This is a genomic window from Pseudomonas sp. TE21435 (assembly GCF_056279265.1).
Genome location: NZ_JBWBQZ010000001.1, coordinates 904,360 through 918,865, shown reverse-complemented (window position 1 = coordinate 918,865; position 14,506 = coordinate 904,360). Strand labels below are relative to the sequence as shown.

The following is a 14,506-nucleotide window of genomic DNA, read 5'->3' as shown; positions in this document are numbered from 1 at the left end:
GCGGTCGGTGTGGGAGCCGGCTTGCCGGCGATGGGCCGCAAAGCGGCCCTACTTGCAGCCACCGCAATAAACCCCGAAGCTTCTACATCCCTGCGCTTCGGACCCTTCCCACGATGGAACTGCACATCCGCCTCGAGGGCCGCAAAGGCCTTGCCGAGCAGCTCTACCGGCAACTGCGCGCCGGCATCGACAGCGGCCACCTCGCCGCCGGCACGCAACTGCCGCCCACCCGCCTGCTGGCCGAACAGCTGGGGGTCTCGCGCAAGACCGTGGCCGAAGCCTATTCACGCCTGACCTACGACAACCTGCTCAGCGGCGTGGTTGGCCGCGGCACCTTCATTACCCCACGCCGCACCTTGCGCCAGAGCGACAACGAGCACATTCCGCTGGCCGCCGCCGACACCCTCGAAGGCTGGCGCCAGCGCGCCACGGTACTGGCCCAGCGGGCGCTGGACGCGCCTTCGCGCTATGACTTCATCGGCGGCGCCTCGAGCAAGTCGCAGTTCCCCTACGATCAGTGGCGCAGTTGCATGAACTACGCCCTGCGCCGCAGCCAGCGGCACCCCGAGCGGCAGTTTTCCGCCCAGGGCCTGCCCGAACTGCGCGAGGCCATCACCCATCACATTGCCTTCACCCGCGGCATCCAGTGCGCGCCCAGTGATGTGCTGGTGTGCAACGGCGCCCAGCAGGCCCTGGACCTGATTGCCCGGGTACTGGTCGAGCCCGGCTGCAAGGTGGCCATGGAAGACCCGGGCTACCCACCGGCCCGGCAGTTGTTCCAGGCCTTGGGCGCACGCCTGCAGTCAGTGCCGGTGGACGACCAGGGATTGTGCGTGGAGCAGATCGAGGATGGCACCCGGCTGATCTACGTGACCCCCTCGCACCAGTTCCCGCTGGGCATGCCCATGGCCGTGCCACGGCGCGAGGCGCTGCTGGCGCGAGCTGCCGCGCTTGGCGCGCTGATCATCGAGGATGACTACGACTGCGAGTTCCGCTACCAGGGGCCTGCCGCCGAGGCCCTGCAACGCATGGACCGGCATGGCCTGGTGGCGTATGTCGGGACGTTCTCCAAGACCCTGCTGTCCGAGCTGCGCCTGGGCTATGCGGTGCTGCCGCCCGCCGTGCTACAGGCCGCCTGCGTGGCCAAGCACCTGAGCGACTGGCACAGCCCGACCCTGCAGCAATGGGCGCTGGCGCGGTTCCTTGGCGAAGGCCACCTGAACAAGCACATCCGCCGTTGCCACGAGGTGTACAGCGCCCGCCGCGAGCGGATCCTGGCGCGGCTTGGCGGCGACCTGGCGCCGTGGTTCGACGCGGTGCCGACCAGCGCCGGTTTTCACCTGAGCGCACTGGCCAAGCCTGGAGTGGATGTCGAGTTGCTGATCAGCCTGGCGCGCAAGGTGGAGGTGGGCCTCTACTCCCTGGCCCCGTTCTTCAGCGAAGCCCCGGTGCGGCCGGGGCTGCTGCTGGGCTTCGGCGCCATCGAGCTGCTGGATATCGACCCAGCGCTGGACCGGGTCGCCGACACCCTGCAGCGCCTCAGTTGACCAGCGCTTCACCGGGCCGCTGGCCACGGGCAATCGCCCTGGCGTAGCCCTGCGGCGCAAAGGACGCGGTCACCAGCAACATCGCCAGCACGGTGCAGGCCAGCAGGGTCCAGGAGGCCTGGAAGTCGCCGCTGACATCGCGCAGCCAGCCGGTGATGTACGGCACGATGCCGGTGACGATGAAGCCCACGCCCTGGACGAACGCCGCCAGGCTGCCGGCCTCGCCGGGGCTGCGCAGGTGCTCCAGGGTCAGCGTCAGGCTGAGGCTGAAGCAGGCTCCCAGGCCCAGGCCGATCATCGCCACCCACAGGCCCATGGCGCTGGCCGGCGCCAGCAGCAGGCCGAGGAAGCCACCGAGCTGGATCAGCAAGGCCAACCACAGGCCGGGCCGGCGATCGACCAGGCGCCGCAGCAGCAATGGCAGACCCAGGGCTCCGCAGACCTGGAAGAGGGTCATCAGGCCGACCAGCTCGCCGCCCCCCTGGGCCGTGCCGCCGTGTTCCAGGTGATAGGCCGGCAGCCACGCCACCATGCTGGTATAGCCGCCATTGATCAGCCCGAAGTACAACGCCAGCAGCCAGGCCCTGCGGTTGCCGAACCAGTGCCCGCCACTGCCGGCGGCCAGGCTTGGCGTGAGCTGGCGCGGACGCAGCAGCACCCAGGCGGCCATTGCCAGCAGCGCCGGCAGCGCCCAGAGGCCCAGGCCGAATTGCCAATGGCCAAAGTGTGCGGCAATCGCAGGGCCGAGCACCGCGGCCAAACCACCGCCGCTCATCAACGCCGCCGAATACAGCCCCATGCTCGCCGCCAGGCGGCTGGGGAACCAGCGGTTGACCAGCCCCGGCATCATGCCCTGCACCACGGCAACGCCCAAGCCGGCGACCACGGCGCTGGCGATCAACGCCCAGGCGCTGTCCAGCTGCAGGCGCCACAGGCAGGCCAGGGCAATGGCCGCAAGCCCTGCGAGCATGCCGCCATGCTCGCTCAGCCAGCGCCGCAGCCAGGGTTGCAACAACGGGATCAGGCCCATGCACAGCACCGGCAACGCAGTCAGCAACGCCGCCTGCTGGTAACCCAGGCCGGTGCCCTGGCGCATGGGTTCGAGCAAAGGGCCGATGCTGGTGAGGATCGGCCGCAGGTTCAGGGCCAGCAGCACCACCAGCAACAGGTTCAGCGCGCCCCTCATCCTTGGCTGGCCTGCTGCCATTCACGGTACAGGCCGCCCTCACCCACGGGTTTCATCGGGCGCAGGGGCAGGCTCTGCTGCTGCGGCGGGCGGGCCATCTGCGCATACACCGCGGCGGTGGACAACCCATAGGGCTCGCCCTCATCGTTGTCGTAAGCGAACCAGGCACGCTCGATGCCACACAGGTGCATGGCTGCCAGGCACATCGGGCACGGGTGGCCGCTGGCATAGATCTCGGCGCCCTCCAGGCGCGGCCGGCCGAGCACCTGGGCGGCCTGGCGGATGGCCTGCATCTCGGCGTGGCTGGTCGGGTCCTGGGTGCTGTGGATCTCGTTGACGGCGCGGGCGATCACCTGCCCCTGGTAGACCAGCACGGCGCCGAACGGGCGGCCGCCGGCCTGGATATTGGCGCGGGCCAGCTCGAGGGCCTCGCGCATGTAGCGATCTGCGGACATGAAACGGTTCTCCGGTATTGACCCGGCCATTATCCCGGCTGCGACGCGCCGACAGAAATGAAGAGATTGGATGCCTGTCAGTGGCCATCCAAATGCGCGATTGGCCTCCTGGCAAAGCGCGGGATTGGCTATTCGGCACGGCGCGACGCGGCGCTAAGGTAGTGCCACTTGCCACCTGAACACCTTTGGAGCCTCACCATGCATGACCGTATCGAATGGGCCAAGCACTCGCCGGAAGCCTACAAGGCCATGATCGGCCTCGAACAGGCGCTGGTCGCCTCCGGCCTGGAACACTCGCTGCTGGAGCTGATCCGCCTGCGCGCCTCGCAGGTCAATGGCTGCGCCTACTGCGTCAACATGCACGCCAACGATGCGCGCAAGGCCGGTGAAACCGAGGCGCGCCTGCAGACCCTGAGCGTCTGGCGCGAGACCCGCTACTTCACTCCCCGCGAACGTGCCGCCCTGGCCTGGGTCGAGAGCCTGACCCGCCTCCCAGAGCGCGGCGCGCCGCAAGACGAGTACCAGGCGTTGCTCGAGCACTTCAGCGCCAAGGAAATCGCCAACCTGACCTTGGCCATCGCCACCATCAATGCCTGGAACCGCTTCGGCGTGGGCTTTGCGATGGTGCCGGCTTAAGTCAACCGGGTCCCCGCCCCTGCCGGGGCGGGTTTGCATCGCCATCGATCATGCCTGCGTCAGGTACTCGACCAAGCGCCGCAGCATCGCATCGCAGCCACGCAACTGCTCGACGCTGACGAACTCATCGGGCTTGTGCCCCTGCTCCATGCTCCCCGGCCCGCAAACCACGGTGGGAATCCCCGCCTGGTCGAACAACCCGCCCTCGGTGCCGAACGCCACCGTGCCGAAGTCATCCGAGCCACTGAGCAACGCCACCAGTTGCGCGGCCTCGCTGGCGGCAGGCGTGGCCAGCCCCGGGTAGGCGCTCAATGGCCGCAAGCGAATCGCACTGGCCGCATTCACCGCACGCATGCGCGGCAGCAGCTCGGCCTCGGCGTAGGTTTGCAGGCGGTCGGCCACCGCCTGGGCTTCAAAGCCTGGCAAGGCGCGTACTTCGAAGTCGAATTCGCATTCCTCGGGAACGATGTTCAACGCCCGTCCACCCTTGATCACCCCGGTCTGCACTGTGGAGAACGGCGGGTCGAAACGCCCGTCGTGATGCTCGGGATGCGCCAGCTCATCACCGATCTCGCCCAGTTTGCCGATCAACCGCGCCGCGTACTCGATGGCGTTGACCCCATAGGGGGCATAGGCCGAATGGCAGGCGGCACCGTGCACCTCGCAGCGCATGGCCAGCTTGCCCTTGTGGCCGAGCACCGGCTTGAGCTCGGTGGGCTCGCCAATCAGGCACAGCCGCGGCTTGTGCGGGCGCTGCGCCACGGCCGCCAACATCGAACGCACGCCCAGGCAGCCGACTTCCTCGTCATAGGAAAACGCCAGGTGCACCGGCATCTTCAGGGGCTGGGCGAGAAACGCCGGCACCGCCGTCAGCACCGAGGCGATGAAGCCCTTCATGTCGGCCGTGCCGCGGCCATACAGGCGCCCGTCGCGCTCGCTCAGGCGAAACGGCTCGACGCTCCAGGCCTGTCCGTCGACCGGCACCACATCGGTGTGCCCGGACAGCACCACGCCGCCCCGGTCAAGCGGGCCTATCGTGGCGAACAGGTTGGCCTTGGTGCCTTCATCGTTGTGGAACAGTTCGCTGTGAACGCCAAACCCGGCCAGGTAGTCGCGAATGAAGGCGATCAGCTCCAGGTTGGAATCACGGCTGACCGTGGCGAAGCCGACCAGCCGCTCCAGCAGCGTGCGACTGCTCGCTTCACTCATCGCCGGGCACTCCGTAGCTGGGCGCGGCGGTCGGGTTCAGCGCGCGGGTCACATAGTCCTGCATCTGCGGGCGATAGGCTTGCCACAGGGAGTCCAGTTCGGCGATCGGGTCCTGCTCGGTCCAGTCCACCCGCAGGTCCACCAGCGGCCAGGTCAGCTCGCCGGCGATTTTCAAGGCCGCCGAGTGCACCGGCCCCGCCTCGCCCCCGGCCGCCATGGCCGCGTGCATGGCCGCCAGCAGACGATCAGCCAGATGGCCACCAGCCTGCTCGAACGCCGCGACCATGGCGGCGATCACCGTCTGCGACGACAGCAGGTTGCCGGCCGCCGCGCATTGCTCACCGGCTACCGCATTGTGCGTGCCCAGCGCCTCCTTGCCGGTGAACAGCGCCACCTGCCCCTGGCTGTCGATCACCGTGACCTGGCGGTATTCGCTCCAGCCATTGGCACTCAGCACCCGGTCCAGCGCCGCGGCAGGCGGCAGCTGGCCTTGTTCCAGGGCATCAAGGATCTGCGGGCCGAGGGCCGGCAAGGTGATGTTCTGCGTGGCCACGGCACCGACCCCGGCGCGCACCCACGGGCAACGGGCGCCGACGGCGATGCTCGAAGAACTGATGGCGATGCCGACCTGGCCGGTTTCCTGGCAGCGGCCGATGATGGAGAAGGTCATGGTGCAGCTCCTGTGTTGAGTTACCGGCATTCTCGGCGGGCCAAGGCAGCGGCGAAACCAACATTTTCCTCGGCACAGGGCAGGAAAAAACTATGGCGATGCGGCGCGCAGCGGTGCCCATCCACCCTTCGCCAATTTATCGGCAAGCCCCAGCTAAATACTATTTTCGCGATTGCCCCCCCATCCCTAGTCTGGCCCCAGGCAAAGGCGGTCCCCACCGACCTGAACAAGAACGCCGCTGAAGAAGGGCTGGGACATGACACTGAACAACATCGAAATCGACACCCTCGTAGTCGGCGCCGGCCAAGCCGGCGTGGCCATGAGCGAACACCTGAGCAAGCTTGGCGTGCCGCACCTGGTGCTGGAGCGCAAGCGCATCGCCGAGGCCTGGCGCACCGGGCGCTGGGATTCGCTGGTGGCCAACGGGCCGGCCTGGCACGACCGCTTCCCGGGCCTTGAATTCGACCTCGACGCCGACGCCTTCGCCGGCAAGGACCAGGTCGCCGACTACTTCGAGCAGTACGTGCGCAAATACAACCTGCCGGTGCGCACCGGCGTCGAGGTCAGGCAGGTGGTGCGCAACGCCGACCGCCCGGGCTTCACCATCGAAACCAACCAGGGCGTGATCCACGCCAACCGCGTGGTGGCCGCCACCGGCCCGTTCCAGCGCCCGGTGATCCCGGCCATCGCGCCAAAGGACGACGGCCTGCACCAGATCCACTCCGCCGCCTACTACAACCCCGAGCAACTGCCTGAAGGCGCGGTGCTGGTGGTGGGCGCCGGCTCCTCCGGCGTGCAGATCGCCGAGGAGCTGATGCGCGCCGGGCGCCAGGTGTACCTGTCGGTGGGTGCCCACGACCGCCCGCCACGCAGCTACCGCAACCGTGATTTCTGCTGGTGGCTGGGCGTGCTCGGCGAATGGGATGCCGAGATCGCCAAGCCCGGCCGCGAGCATGTGACCATCGCCGTGTCCGGCGCCCGTGGTGGCCACACCGTGGACTTCCGCGCCCTCGCCCACCAGGGCATGACCCTGGTCGGCCTGACCCAGTCGTTCGAGGGCGGCGTGGCGCGCTTCCAGGACAACCTGGCCGAGAACATCAACCGCGGCGACGAGAACTACCTGGCCCTGCTGGACGCCGCCGACGCCTATGTCGAACGCAACGGCCTGGACCTGCCGCAAGAGCCCGAAGCGCGCAAGCGCCTGCCCGACCCTGCCTGCGTCAGCAACCCGCTGCGCGAGCTGGACCTGGCCCAGGCCAACGTCAACACCATCATCTGGGCCACCGGCTACGGCGTGGACTTCAGCTGGCTGCAGGTGGACGCCTTCGACGCCAATGGCAAGCCGCAGCACCAGCGTGGCGTGTCGAAAGAACCAGGCGTGTACTTCCTCGGCCTGCCCTGGCTGTCGCGCCGTGGCTCTTCGTTCATCTGGGGCGTGTGGCACGACGCCAAGCACGTCGCCGGTCACATCGCCACCCAGCGTACCTACCTGGCTTACCGCGACCGCGAGCAGCGCGCGGCAGATGAGCAGCAACCCTTGATCAGCAACATCAGCACTTTCGGAGCCCACTGATGCCTACTCACACTCGCATCCGCATGTTCAACACCAAGGCCACCTACCCCAACCAGACCCTGGACAATGACCTGTGCCAGGCGGTGCGCGCCGGCAACACCATCTACGTGCGCGGGCAGGTCGGCACCGATTTCGAAGGCCGCCTGGTCGGCCTGGGCAACCCGCAGGCGCAGACCGAACAGGCGATGAAGAACGTCAAGCAGTTGCTTGAAGAGGCAGGCTCGGACCTGTCGCATATCGTCAAGACCACCACCTACATCACCGACCCACGCTTCCGCGAGCCGGTGTACAAGGAAGTGGGCAAGTGGCTCAAGGGCGTGTTCCCGATTTCCACCGGGTTGGTGGTGGCGGGGTTGGCGCAGGCCGAGTGGCTGATGGAGATCGATGTGATCGCGGTGGTGCCGGATCAGCTGTGATCGTCTGAAAAAGCAATCGCCGGCAAGCCGGCTCCCACAGGGACAGCATAGATCCTGTGGGAGCCGGCTTGCCGGCGATTGGAGTCAACGCCTTGTCATTGTCGGACGCCGCGCTCGGTACCTCCCATCTGCCCAAACCGCCCGGCCTGGAAATCATCGAACGATTCGGCGATCTCGGCCTGACTGTTCATCACGAACGGGCCATACCCGACGATGGGCTCATCGATCGGCTCGCCGCTGAGCAGCAGTACGCTGACGTCCGCCAGTGCCTCGAGGCGCACGCCGTCACCGTCGCGCTCCAGCAATACCAGGCTGGCCGCACCGGCTTCGCGCTCATCGTTGACCCGCAGCGTGCCGCGCAGCACCACCAGCGCGGCATTGCGCCCGGCGGCCACCGGCAGTTGCAGCGTGGCACCCGCCTTCAAGCGCAGGTCCCAGACGTCCATCTCGGTAAAGGTGCGCGCCGGCCCCTGCTGGTCAAGGTAACGCCCGGCGATCACCCGCAGGCTGCCCGCCTCGCCTTCCAGTGTCACCACGGGAATGTCGTTGGCCAACAGCGTCTGGTAGCCCGCTGCGGCGCGCTTGTCCCTGGCTGGCAGGTTGACCCACAGCTGCACCATCTCCAGCGTGCCGCCGCGCTGGGCGAATGCCGGGGAATGGAACTCCTCGTGGATGATGCCGCCCGCGGCGGTCATCCATTGCACGTCGCCCGGCCCGATCAGACCGCCCGCGCCAGTGGAGTCGCGGTGCTCCAGCTCGCCCTGGTAGACGATGGTGACGGTCTCGAAACCGCGGTGCGGGTGCTGGCCGACACCACGCCGTGCAGTGGTCGGGGCGAAGTCATGCGGCCCGGCATAATCGAGCAGCAGGAACGGGCTGATATGCCGCGCCAGGTGGTCGTAGGTGAACAGGCTGCGCACCGGGAAACCGTCGCCCACCCAGTGGGCGTTGGGGCTGCGGTGGATACCCTGGATCTTTTTCATGAGAAGCCTCCTGTTGATGGGTTACACCTTACAGATGAGGCCAATACTGCGGTAGATAGCTGAAATGGCATGGATCGTTCCATCAGTGGAACAACCAAACGACTCTCGGGGCAAGCCCGCTACCACGCCTGAACGAAGCAGACAGTGGGAGCAGGCTTGCCCCGCGATGCGTATCAGCGTCGATCAGGCGATCGCCGCGTCCACCAGCACTTGGGCTTCGGCCACCAGGCGCTTGAGGTGCGCCTCGTCGATGAAGCTTTCGGCGTAGATCTTGTAGATATCCTCGGTACCGGACGGCCGCGCGGCGAACCAGCCGTTCTCGGTCATCACCTTCAGGCCGCCAATGGCCTGGTTGTTACCCGGCGCATGGCTGAGAATCTGCTGGATCGGCTCGCCGGCAAGCTCGGTGGACTTGACCTGCTCCGGCGCCAGTTTGCTCAGCAACGCCTTCTGCCGAGCGTCGGCCTTGGCCTCGACACGGGTGGCGTACGGCTTGCCCAGCCTGGCGGTCAGGTCGGCGTAGATCTGGCTCGGGTTGCGCCCGGTGCGGGCGGTCATCTCGGCCGCCAGCAGCGCCGGAATCAGGCCGTCCTTGTCGGTGGCCCAGACAGAGCCGTCCTTGCGCAGGAACGAGGCGCCCGCGCTCTCTTCGCCACCAAAGCCCAGCGAGCCGTCGAACAGGCCCTGGGCGAAGAACTTGAAGCCCACCGGCACTTCGTAAAGCTCACGGCCCAGGCCAGCGGTGACGCGGTCGATCAGGCCGCTGGAGACCACGGTCTTGCCCACGGCGGCATCGCTGCGCCATTGCGGGCGGTTGCGGTACAGGTAGTCGATTGCCACGGCCAGGTAGTTGTTCGGCTGCAGCAGGCCATCGGCGGTGACGATGCCGTGGCGGTCGTGGTCCGGGTCACAGGCGAAGGCCACGTCGAACCGCTCGCGCAGGCCGATCAGGCCTTGCATGGCGTAAGGCGAGGACGGGTCCATGCGGATCTGCCCGTCCCAGTCGACGGTCATGAAGCGGAAGGTCGGATCGACCTCGGTGTTCACCACTTCCAGGTTCAGCTGGTAATGCTCGGCGATGGCCGACCAGTAGCGCACGCCGGCACCGCCCAATGGATCGACGCCCAGGCGCAGGTTGGCGCTGCGGATCACGTCGAAGTCGATGACGTTTTCCAGGTCGGCGACATAGCTGCTCACGTAGTCGTGGCGCTGGGTGGTCGGCGCCACCAGCGCCTGCTGGTAGTCCATGCGCTTGACGCCGGCCAGGTTCGCCGCCAGCAGCTCGTTGGCCTTGGCCTCGATCCACTTGGTCACATCGCTGTCGGCCGGGCCGCCGTTGGGCGGGTTGTACTTGAAGCCGCCGCTCTGCGGCGGATTGTGCGACGGGGTGATGACGATGCCGTCGGCCAGGCCCTGCTGGCGGCCACGGTTATAACAAAGGATGGCATGGGACACTGCCGGGGTCGGCGTGTACTCGTCGTCCTTGCTCAACATCACCTGCACGCCGTTGGCGGCCAGCACCTCCAGGGCGCTGGCGGCGGCCGGGGCGGACAACGCGTGGGTATCGGCACCGATGAACAACGGGCCGTCGATGCCTTGCGCCTGGCGATACAGGCAGATGGCCTGGGTGATCGCCAGCACATGGTATTCGTTGAAGCTCAGTTCGAACGAAGTGCCGCGGTGGCCCGAGGTGCCGAAGGCCACGCGCTGGGCCGCCACCGCGGCGTCGGGACGGCCGGTGTAGTAAGCGGTCAACAGGCGGGGGATATCGACCAGCACGCTGGCCGGAGCCGGCTTGCCTGCCAAAGGACTGAGCGTCATGCGGAACCTCGAAATCAACGGATGTTGGTGTTGGAACGCGCAGTGTACTGGGAGTTTCAGCGCCAGGCGATGGCGGCGTTCACGCCAGTTGCCACCAGCCGGGGAACATCTGCCGCACCCGTGGTTCGGCAAAGCGCTCGTCGATCAGCACCAGCACACCCCGGTCGTGGTCGCCGCGAATCACCCGGCCTGCGGCCTGGATCACCTTGCGCACCCCAGGATAGAGATACGCATAGTCGAAACCGGCGCCGAACTGGCGGCCCAGGCGCTGCTTGAACTGTTCGTTGACCGGATTGACCTGGGGCAGGCCGAGGGTGGCGACGAAAGCGCCGATCAAGCGGCTGCCCGGCAGGTCGACACCCTCGCCGAAGGCGCCACCGAGCACGGCGAAACCCACCCCCTGCCCGTGCTCCACGAAGCGCGCCAGGAAGGCCTCGCGGCTGGCCTCGTCCATGCCGGGAGACTGGCGCCAGATGGGCAGCGCCGGGTAGCGTTCGGCCAGCAGTCGCGCCACCTGTTCGAGGTACTCGAAGCTGCTGAAGAAGGCCAGGTAGTTGCCCGGCTGGCCGGCAAACTGAGCGGCGATCAGCTCGACGATCGGCGCCAGTGAGGCATGGCGCTGCTGATAGCGGGTAGACACCTCGCTGACGATGCGCACCTGCAACTGCTCGGCGCGAAACGGCGCGGCGACTTCCAGCCAGGCAGTGTCGGCCGGCATGCCCAGCAGGTCGGTGTAGAAGTGCCGGGGATTCAGGGTCGCGGAAAACAGCGTGACGCTGCGCGCCGCGCTCATGCGGGGGCCCAGCAGCCGGGCAGGCACCACGTTGCGCAGGCACAACGTGGCCAGGCGCCGCCCACGGGGGCCGTTGCGCGGACTGATATCGAACAGGAAGTGCTCATCGAACAGCTCGGCGATACGGCTGAACTGCAAGGCCTGGAAGTAGAACTCCAGCACCTTGGGCTCGACCTCGGCAGGCGCCTGGTTCATGCGCTCCTGGATCAGCCCGATGCACTGCTGCAGGGCGCGCAGGAAGGCGTCGGGCAGCTGTTCGCTCGCCTGGTAGGGCGCGACCTGCGCCTTGTACAACGCGTTCCATTGCCGATTCAGCCGGTCCAGGGCGCTGCCCAGCCCGGCCGGCTTGGCCTGGCGCAGTGCCAGCAACTGGCCCTGGTCGAGGCTGGCGCTGTACATCTGCCGCCCGCGCTCGACCAGGTTGTGCGCCTCGTCCACCAGCACCGCCGTGCGCCACTGGTTGGCCTGGGCCAGGCCGAACAGCAATGCATGGGCGTCGAAGTAGTAGTTGTAGTCGGCCACCAGCAGGTCGACCCAGCGCGCCATCTCCTGCCCCAGGTAATAGGGGCAGACCTGGTTTGCCAGGGCCACCTCGCGCAGGCTGGCGCGGTCGAGCAGCGGCACCTGCGCGGCCGCTTCACGGGCGGCGGGCAGGCGGTCGTAGAAGCCCCGCGCCAAGGGGCAGGACTCACCATGGCAGGCGTTTTGCGGATACTCGCAGGCCTTGTCGCGGGCGATCAGCTCCAGGCTGCGCAGGGCCGGCTGCGGCGACGCCTGGGTAATCTGGCGCAATGCATCGAGGGCCAGGGCCCGCCCTGGGGTCTTGGCCGTGAGGAAGTAAAGCTTGTCCAACTGCTGAGGCACCACGGCCTTGAGCAGCGGAAACAGGGTGCCGAGGGTCTTGCCGATGCCGGTGCTGGCCTGGGCCATCAAGCAACGGCCGGTGCTCACCGCCTTGTACAGGGTTTCGGCCAGTTGCCGCTGGCCTTGACGCAACGCAGCGTAAGGAAAGGTCAGGGCCAGCAGACCCCGGTCGCGTTCGGCCAGGCGTCGTTCCTGCGCCTGTGCCCAGGCCAGGAAGCGCTGGCACTGAGCTTCGAAAAAACGCCTGAGGTCGTCGGCGCCGCAATGCTCGCTGATCACGGTCTGGCCGTCGCTGTCGACGTCCAGGTACACCAGCGCCACGTCGATCGCCGGCAACTGCCGCGCCTGGCACAGCAGCCAGGCGTAGACCTTGGCCTGGGCCCAGTGCAGTTGGCGGTGATTGTCGGGCTGGCGGGCGAGGTCGCCGCGATGGGTCTTGATCTCTTCCAGCCGGTTGCGTGCCGGGTCGTAGCCATCGGCCCGGCCGCGCACCCTCAGGCCTTGGTATTCGCCCTCCAGCGCCACCTCCGACTCATAGCCGGCGCCGCGCTTGGCCACCACCCGGCGGTGCCCGGCGATACCTTCCTGGGCACTGGGCGACGGCGTGAAACGCAGGTCGAGATCGCCGACCTTGGCGCTGAATTCGCACAGGGCGCGCACGGCCACGGTGTAGCTCATGCCGGCGTACCCTGCCAGCGCACATGGCAGACCGCCACCGGCAACCCGTGGGCGTGGCAGAACTCGAGCCAGCGCAGCTGGTTGTCCTGCAGGCGGTCGCCCGGCCCCTTGACCTCGACCATGCGATAGCCGCCCTGCCCCGGCCAGAACTGGATAAGGTCGGGCATGCCGGCGCGGTTGGCGCGGATGTCCTGCAGCAAACGCAGGAAGCAGGCTTTCAAATGCTCGGGCGGCAGGTGCTCGAGTGCCTGTTCGAGCAGTGGCTCATCGAGCATCTGCCAGAACACAAACGGCGACTGCAGGCCTTGCTTGGCCGCATGGCAGGCCCGAATGGCCTCACGGTGACTGCCATCGTCGAGCCGGCCCAGGCAGGTTGCGAACAGCTCGGCGCGGCGCAGTTGGAAGTCCGTGTCATGCAGGTCCTGGGGCCCGGCCTGGAATGGGTTGAAGAAAGCGCCTGGTACCGGTGCGAAGATCGCCTCCCAGCACAGCAGGCCGAACAGGCTGTTGAACAGGGTGTTCTCGACGTAGTGGACAGCCCCGCCCTGCTGCTCCAGATACAGACGCACCGCCTCTTCCACCCCCAGTGCCGCCATCGCGGCCGGCAGTTCCAGCTCAATGAGCGTGACCGCGCTCGTGCGCCGACGCGGTTGTGGCGGGCCGCCGAGCTTGCGCGCCAACCGTGGCAACATGCGCTCCAGCGCCTGGCATTCCAACGCGTTGGCAGGCGCCTGGGCCATGGCCTGGGCCAATGCGAGTGCCGGCTGCCACTGCTCGCTGCGCTCGTATACCCGGACCTGGCGGATGCGCGCCTCGGGGTGGGCGCAGTCGGCATAGACCTGCAACGCCAGGTCCCAGTCGCCAGCACGCTCGCATTGCTGGCCGATGCTGAACAGCAGCCGCGCCCGACGACGGACCAACCAGGGGTTGCTGTGGTCAAGGCCCGCGAGTGCCGCGAGCAGTTCGGCGGGCGCGGCGCCCTGCTCGAGGCGCTCGGCGCACTGGTGCAGGGCCATGGCCAGGTCGACCTCGCTACGCTGGCGCAAGGCCCGCGAGTCGGCGCTGAATGCCACTTGTTCGTAACGGAACACGCCCAGGTCGGCCAGCACGAAATCGGACCAGCTCTGGTACAGGTTGCCAAAAAACAACAGCCGCAGCCGATCGCATAATGGCTGCCGGCTCCAGTGCAGGAGCAGCGTCGGGAAATCGGGGCACCACTGTGCCAGGGGCCTGGGCGCCAGCTCGAGTGCCTGCAACTGTTCCAGCAATTCGGCCTTGCTGGCCCGAGGCCGAGGAATTTTCCCGGTGAAAAGCCCGACCAGTTCGTCCTTGCGCAGCAAAGCCCACAATTGCTCGACGGCCAGCGGTGCGTCGGCTGCTACCCAGTCCAAAGCCAGCAACGGTACCAGGGCCGCGTCGGTATCACCGATCTCGGCGTAGTCGAGCTTGTCCCTGCGAAACCACTCGCCCTTGCGCATGACCATCCGTACCAGCAGCGCCTGCGCTGACACAGGCAACTCGCCGAACACCTGGATGAAACGGTGCTCATCGCGGTCCAGCAGGTCGGCGTAGCGTTGCCCGACCCAGCTCAGGACCTGACGGAAGTTATACAGGTAGTACAAGGGATCATCGACAGAATGGGCGATCACGGTGCAAGTCGGGCGCGGGGGAACAA

12 protein-coding genes are annotated in these 14,506 nt (G+C 67.4%); 4 read left to right on the top strand and 8 right to left on the bottom strand.

Annotated features, from left to right (window positions below; translation table 11 throughout):
- Window positions 1–113 precede the first annotated feature (113 nt).
- Entirely contained in the window at window positions 114–1,547 is a 1,434-nt protein-coding gene (pdxR, locus tag ACZ9C1_RS04135; protein WP_258700898.1) for a MocR-like pyridoxine biosynthesis transcription factor PdxR, read from the top strand.
- Here pdxR and ACZ9C1_RS04130 read toward each other — a convergent pair.
- Both ACZ9C1_RS04130 and ACZ9C1_RS04125 read right to left on the bottom strand, forming a co-directional pair.
- Window positions 1,540–2,733, bottom strand: a complete 1,194-nt coding sequence (locus ACZ9C1_RS04130) for a cyanate transporter (protein ID WP_198754505.1) — start codon at window positions 2,731–2,733, stop codon at window positions 1,540–1,542. The genes pdxR and ACZ9C1_RS04130 overlap by 8 nt on opposite strands.
- Window positions 2,730–3,188, bottom strand: a complete 459-nt coding sequence (locus tag ACZ9C1_RS04125) for a nucleoside deaminase (protein WP_102684944.1) — start codon at window positions 3,186–3,188, stop codon at window positions 2,730–2,732. Before ACZ9C1_RS04125 ends, ACZ9C1_RS04130 begins: the two co-directional genes overlap by 4 nt.
- 198 nt (window positions 3,189–3,386) lie before the next feature.
- Here ACZ9C1_RS04125 and ACZ9C1_RS04120 point away from each other — a divergent pair, with 198 nt between their 5' ends.
- Complete coding sequence (locus tag ACZ9C1_RS04120; protein WP_038705936.1) at window positions 3,387–3,824, top strand: carboxymuconolactone decarboxylase family protein; 438 nt, start codon at window positions 3,387–3,389, stop codon at window positions 3,822–3,824.
- Between the two features lie 48 nt (window positions 3,825–3,872).
- Here ACZ9C1_RS04120 and argE read toward each other — a convergent pair whose 3' ends face one another.
- Window positions 3,873–5,033 (bottom strand): acetylornithine deacetylase, encoded by a 1,161-nt coding sequence (gene argE, locus ACZ9C1_RS04115; RefSeq protein ID WP_476253634.1) that lies wholly within the window; start codon window positions 5,031–5,033, stop codon window positions 3,873–3,875.
- Complete coding sequence (locus tag ACZ9C1_RS04110) at window positions 5,026–5,703, bottom strand: DUF1028 domain-containing protein (RefSeq protein WP_139670804.1); 678 nt, start codon at window positions 5,701–5,703, stop codon at window positions 5,026–5,028. The genes argE and ACZ9C1_RS04110 overlap by 8 nt, the downstream gene beginning before the upstream one ends.
- A 256-nt stretch (window positions 5,704–5,959) precedes the next feature.
- Here ACZ9C1_RS04110 and ACZ9C1_RS04105 point away from each other — a divergent pair, with 256 nt between their 5' ends.
- Window positions 5,960–7,276: a flavin-containing monooxygenase gene (locus tag ACZ9C1_RS04105; RefSeq protein ID WP_476253633.1), complete on the top strand. Its 1,317-nt coding sequence runs from the start codon at window positions 5,960–5,962 to the stop codon at window positions 7,274–7,276.
- Window positions 7,276–7,692 (top strand): RidA family protein, encoded by a 417-nt coding sequence (locus ACZ9C1_RS04100; RefSeq protein ID WP_111532421.1) that lies wholly within the window; start codon window positions 7,276–7,278, stop codon window positions 7,690–7,692. Before ACZ9C1_RS04105 ends, ACZ9C1_RS04100 begins: the two co-directional genes overlap by 1 nt.
- Window positions 7,693–7,787: 95 nt before the next feature.
- On the opposite strand, the gene ACZ9C1_RS04095 is transcribed toward ACZ9C1_RS04100, so the two are convergent.
- From ACZ9C1_RS04095 to ACZ9C1_RS04080, 4 genes are all read right to left on the bottom strand, one after another.
- Window positions 7,788–8,675, bottom strand: coding sequence for a pirin family protein (locus tag ACZ9C1_RS04095; RefSeq protein ID WP_102684948.1), 888 nt, complete (start codon window positions 8,673–8,675; stop codon window positions 7,788–7,790).
- Window positions 8,676–8,858: 183 nt separating this feature from the next.
- The gene (gene pgm / locus ACZ9C1_RS04090; RefSeq protein WP_102684949.1) at window positions 8,859–10,496 is read right to left on the bottom strand and encodes a phosphoglucomutase (alpha-D-glucose-1,6-bisphosphate-dependent); all 1,638 of its coding nucleotides are present in this window, start codon (window positions 10,494–10,496) and stop codon (window positions 8,859–8,861) included.
- Between the two features lie 79 nt (window positions 10,497–10,575).
- Window positions 10,576–12,831, bottom strand: a complete 2,256-nt coding sequence (locus ACZ9C1_RS04085) for a helicase C-terminal domain-containing protein (RefSeq protein ID WP_476253632.1) — start codon at window positions 12,829–12,831, stop codon at window positions 10,576–10,578.
- Window positions 12,828–14,480, bottom strand: coding sequence for a VRR-NUC domain-containing protein (locus tag ACZ9C1_RS04080; RefSeq protein ID WP_476253631.1), 1,653 nt, complete (start codon window positions 14,478–14,480; stop codon window positions 12,828–12,830). The genes ACZ9C1_RS04085 and ACZ9C1_RS04080 overlap by 4 nt, the downstream gene beginning before the upstream one ends.
- Between the last annotated feature and the right edge of the window lie 26 nt (window positions 14,481–14,506).

Bases quoted from the DNA above. Each gene is read 5' to 3' on its own strand.
- ACZ9C1_RS04100 (WP_111532421.1), top strand. From the start codon at position 7,276: ATGCCTACTCACACTCGCATCCGCATGTTCAACACCAAGGCCACCTAC.
- ACZ9C1_RS04125 (WP_102684944.1), bottom strand. From the start codon at position 3,188: ATGTCCGCAGATCGCTACATGCGCGAGGCCCTCGAGCTGGCCCGCGCC.
- ACZ9C1_RS04120 (WP_038705936.1), top strand. From the start codon at position 3,387: ATGCATGACCGTATCGAATGGGCCAAGCACTCGCCGGAAGCCTACAAG.
- pgm (WP_102684949.1), bottom strand. From the start codon at position 10,496: ATGACGCTCAGTCCTTTGGCAGGCAAGCCGGCTCCGGCCAGCGTGCTG.
- ACZ9C1_RS04085 (WP_476253632.1), bottom strand. From the start codon at position 12,831: ATGAGCTACACCGTGGCCGTGCGCGCCCTGTGCGAATTCAGCGCCAAG.
- ACZ9C1_RS04130 (WP_198754505.1), bottom strand. From the start codon at position 2,733: ATGAGGGGCGCGCTGAACCTGTTGCTGGTGGTGCTGCTGGCCCTGAAC.
- pdxR (WP_258700898.1), top strand. From the start codon at position 114: ATGGAACTGCACATCCGCCTCGAGGGCCGCAAAGGCCTTGCCGAGCAG.
- ACZ9C1_RS04105 (WP_476253633.1), top strand. From the start codon at position 5,960: ATGACACTGAACAACATCGAAATCGACACCCTCGTAGTCGGCGCCGGC.
- ACZ9C1_RS04095 (WP_102684948.1), bottom strand. From the start codon at position 8,675: ATGAAAAAGATCCAGGGTATCCACCGCAGCCCCAACGCCCACTGGGTG.
- ACZ9C1_RS04110 (WP_139670804.1), bottom strand. From the start codon at position 5,703: ATGACCTTCTCCATCATCGGCCGCTGCCAGGAAACCGGCCAGGTCGGC.
- argE (WP_476253634.1), bottom strand. From the start codon at position 5,033: ATGAGTGAAGCGAGCAGTCGCACGCTGCTGGAGCGGCTGGTCGGCTTC.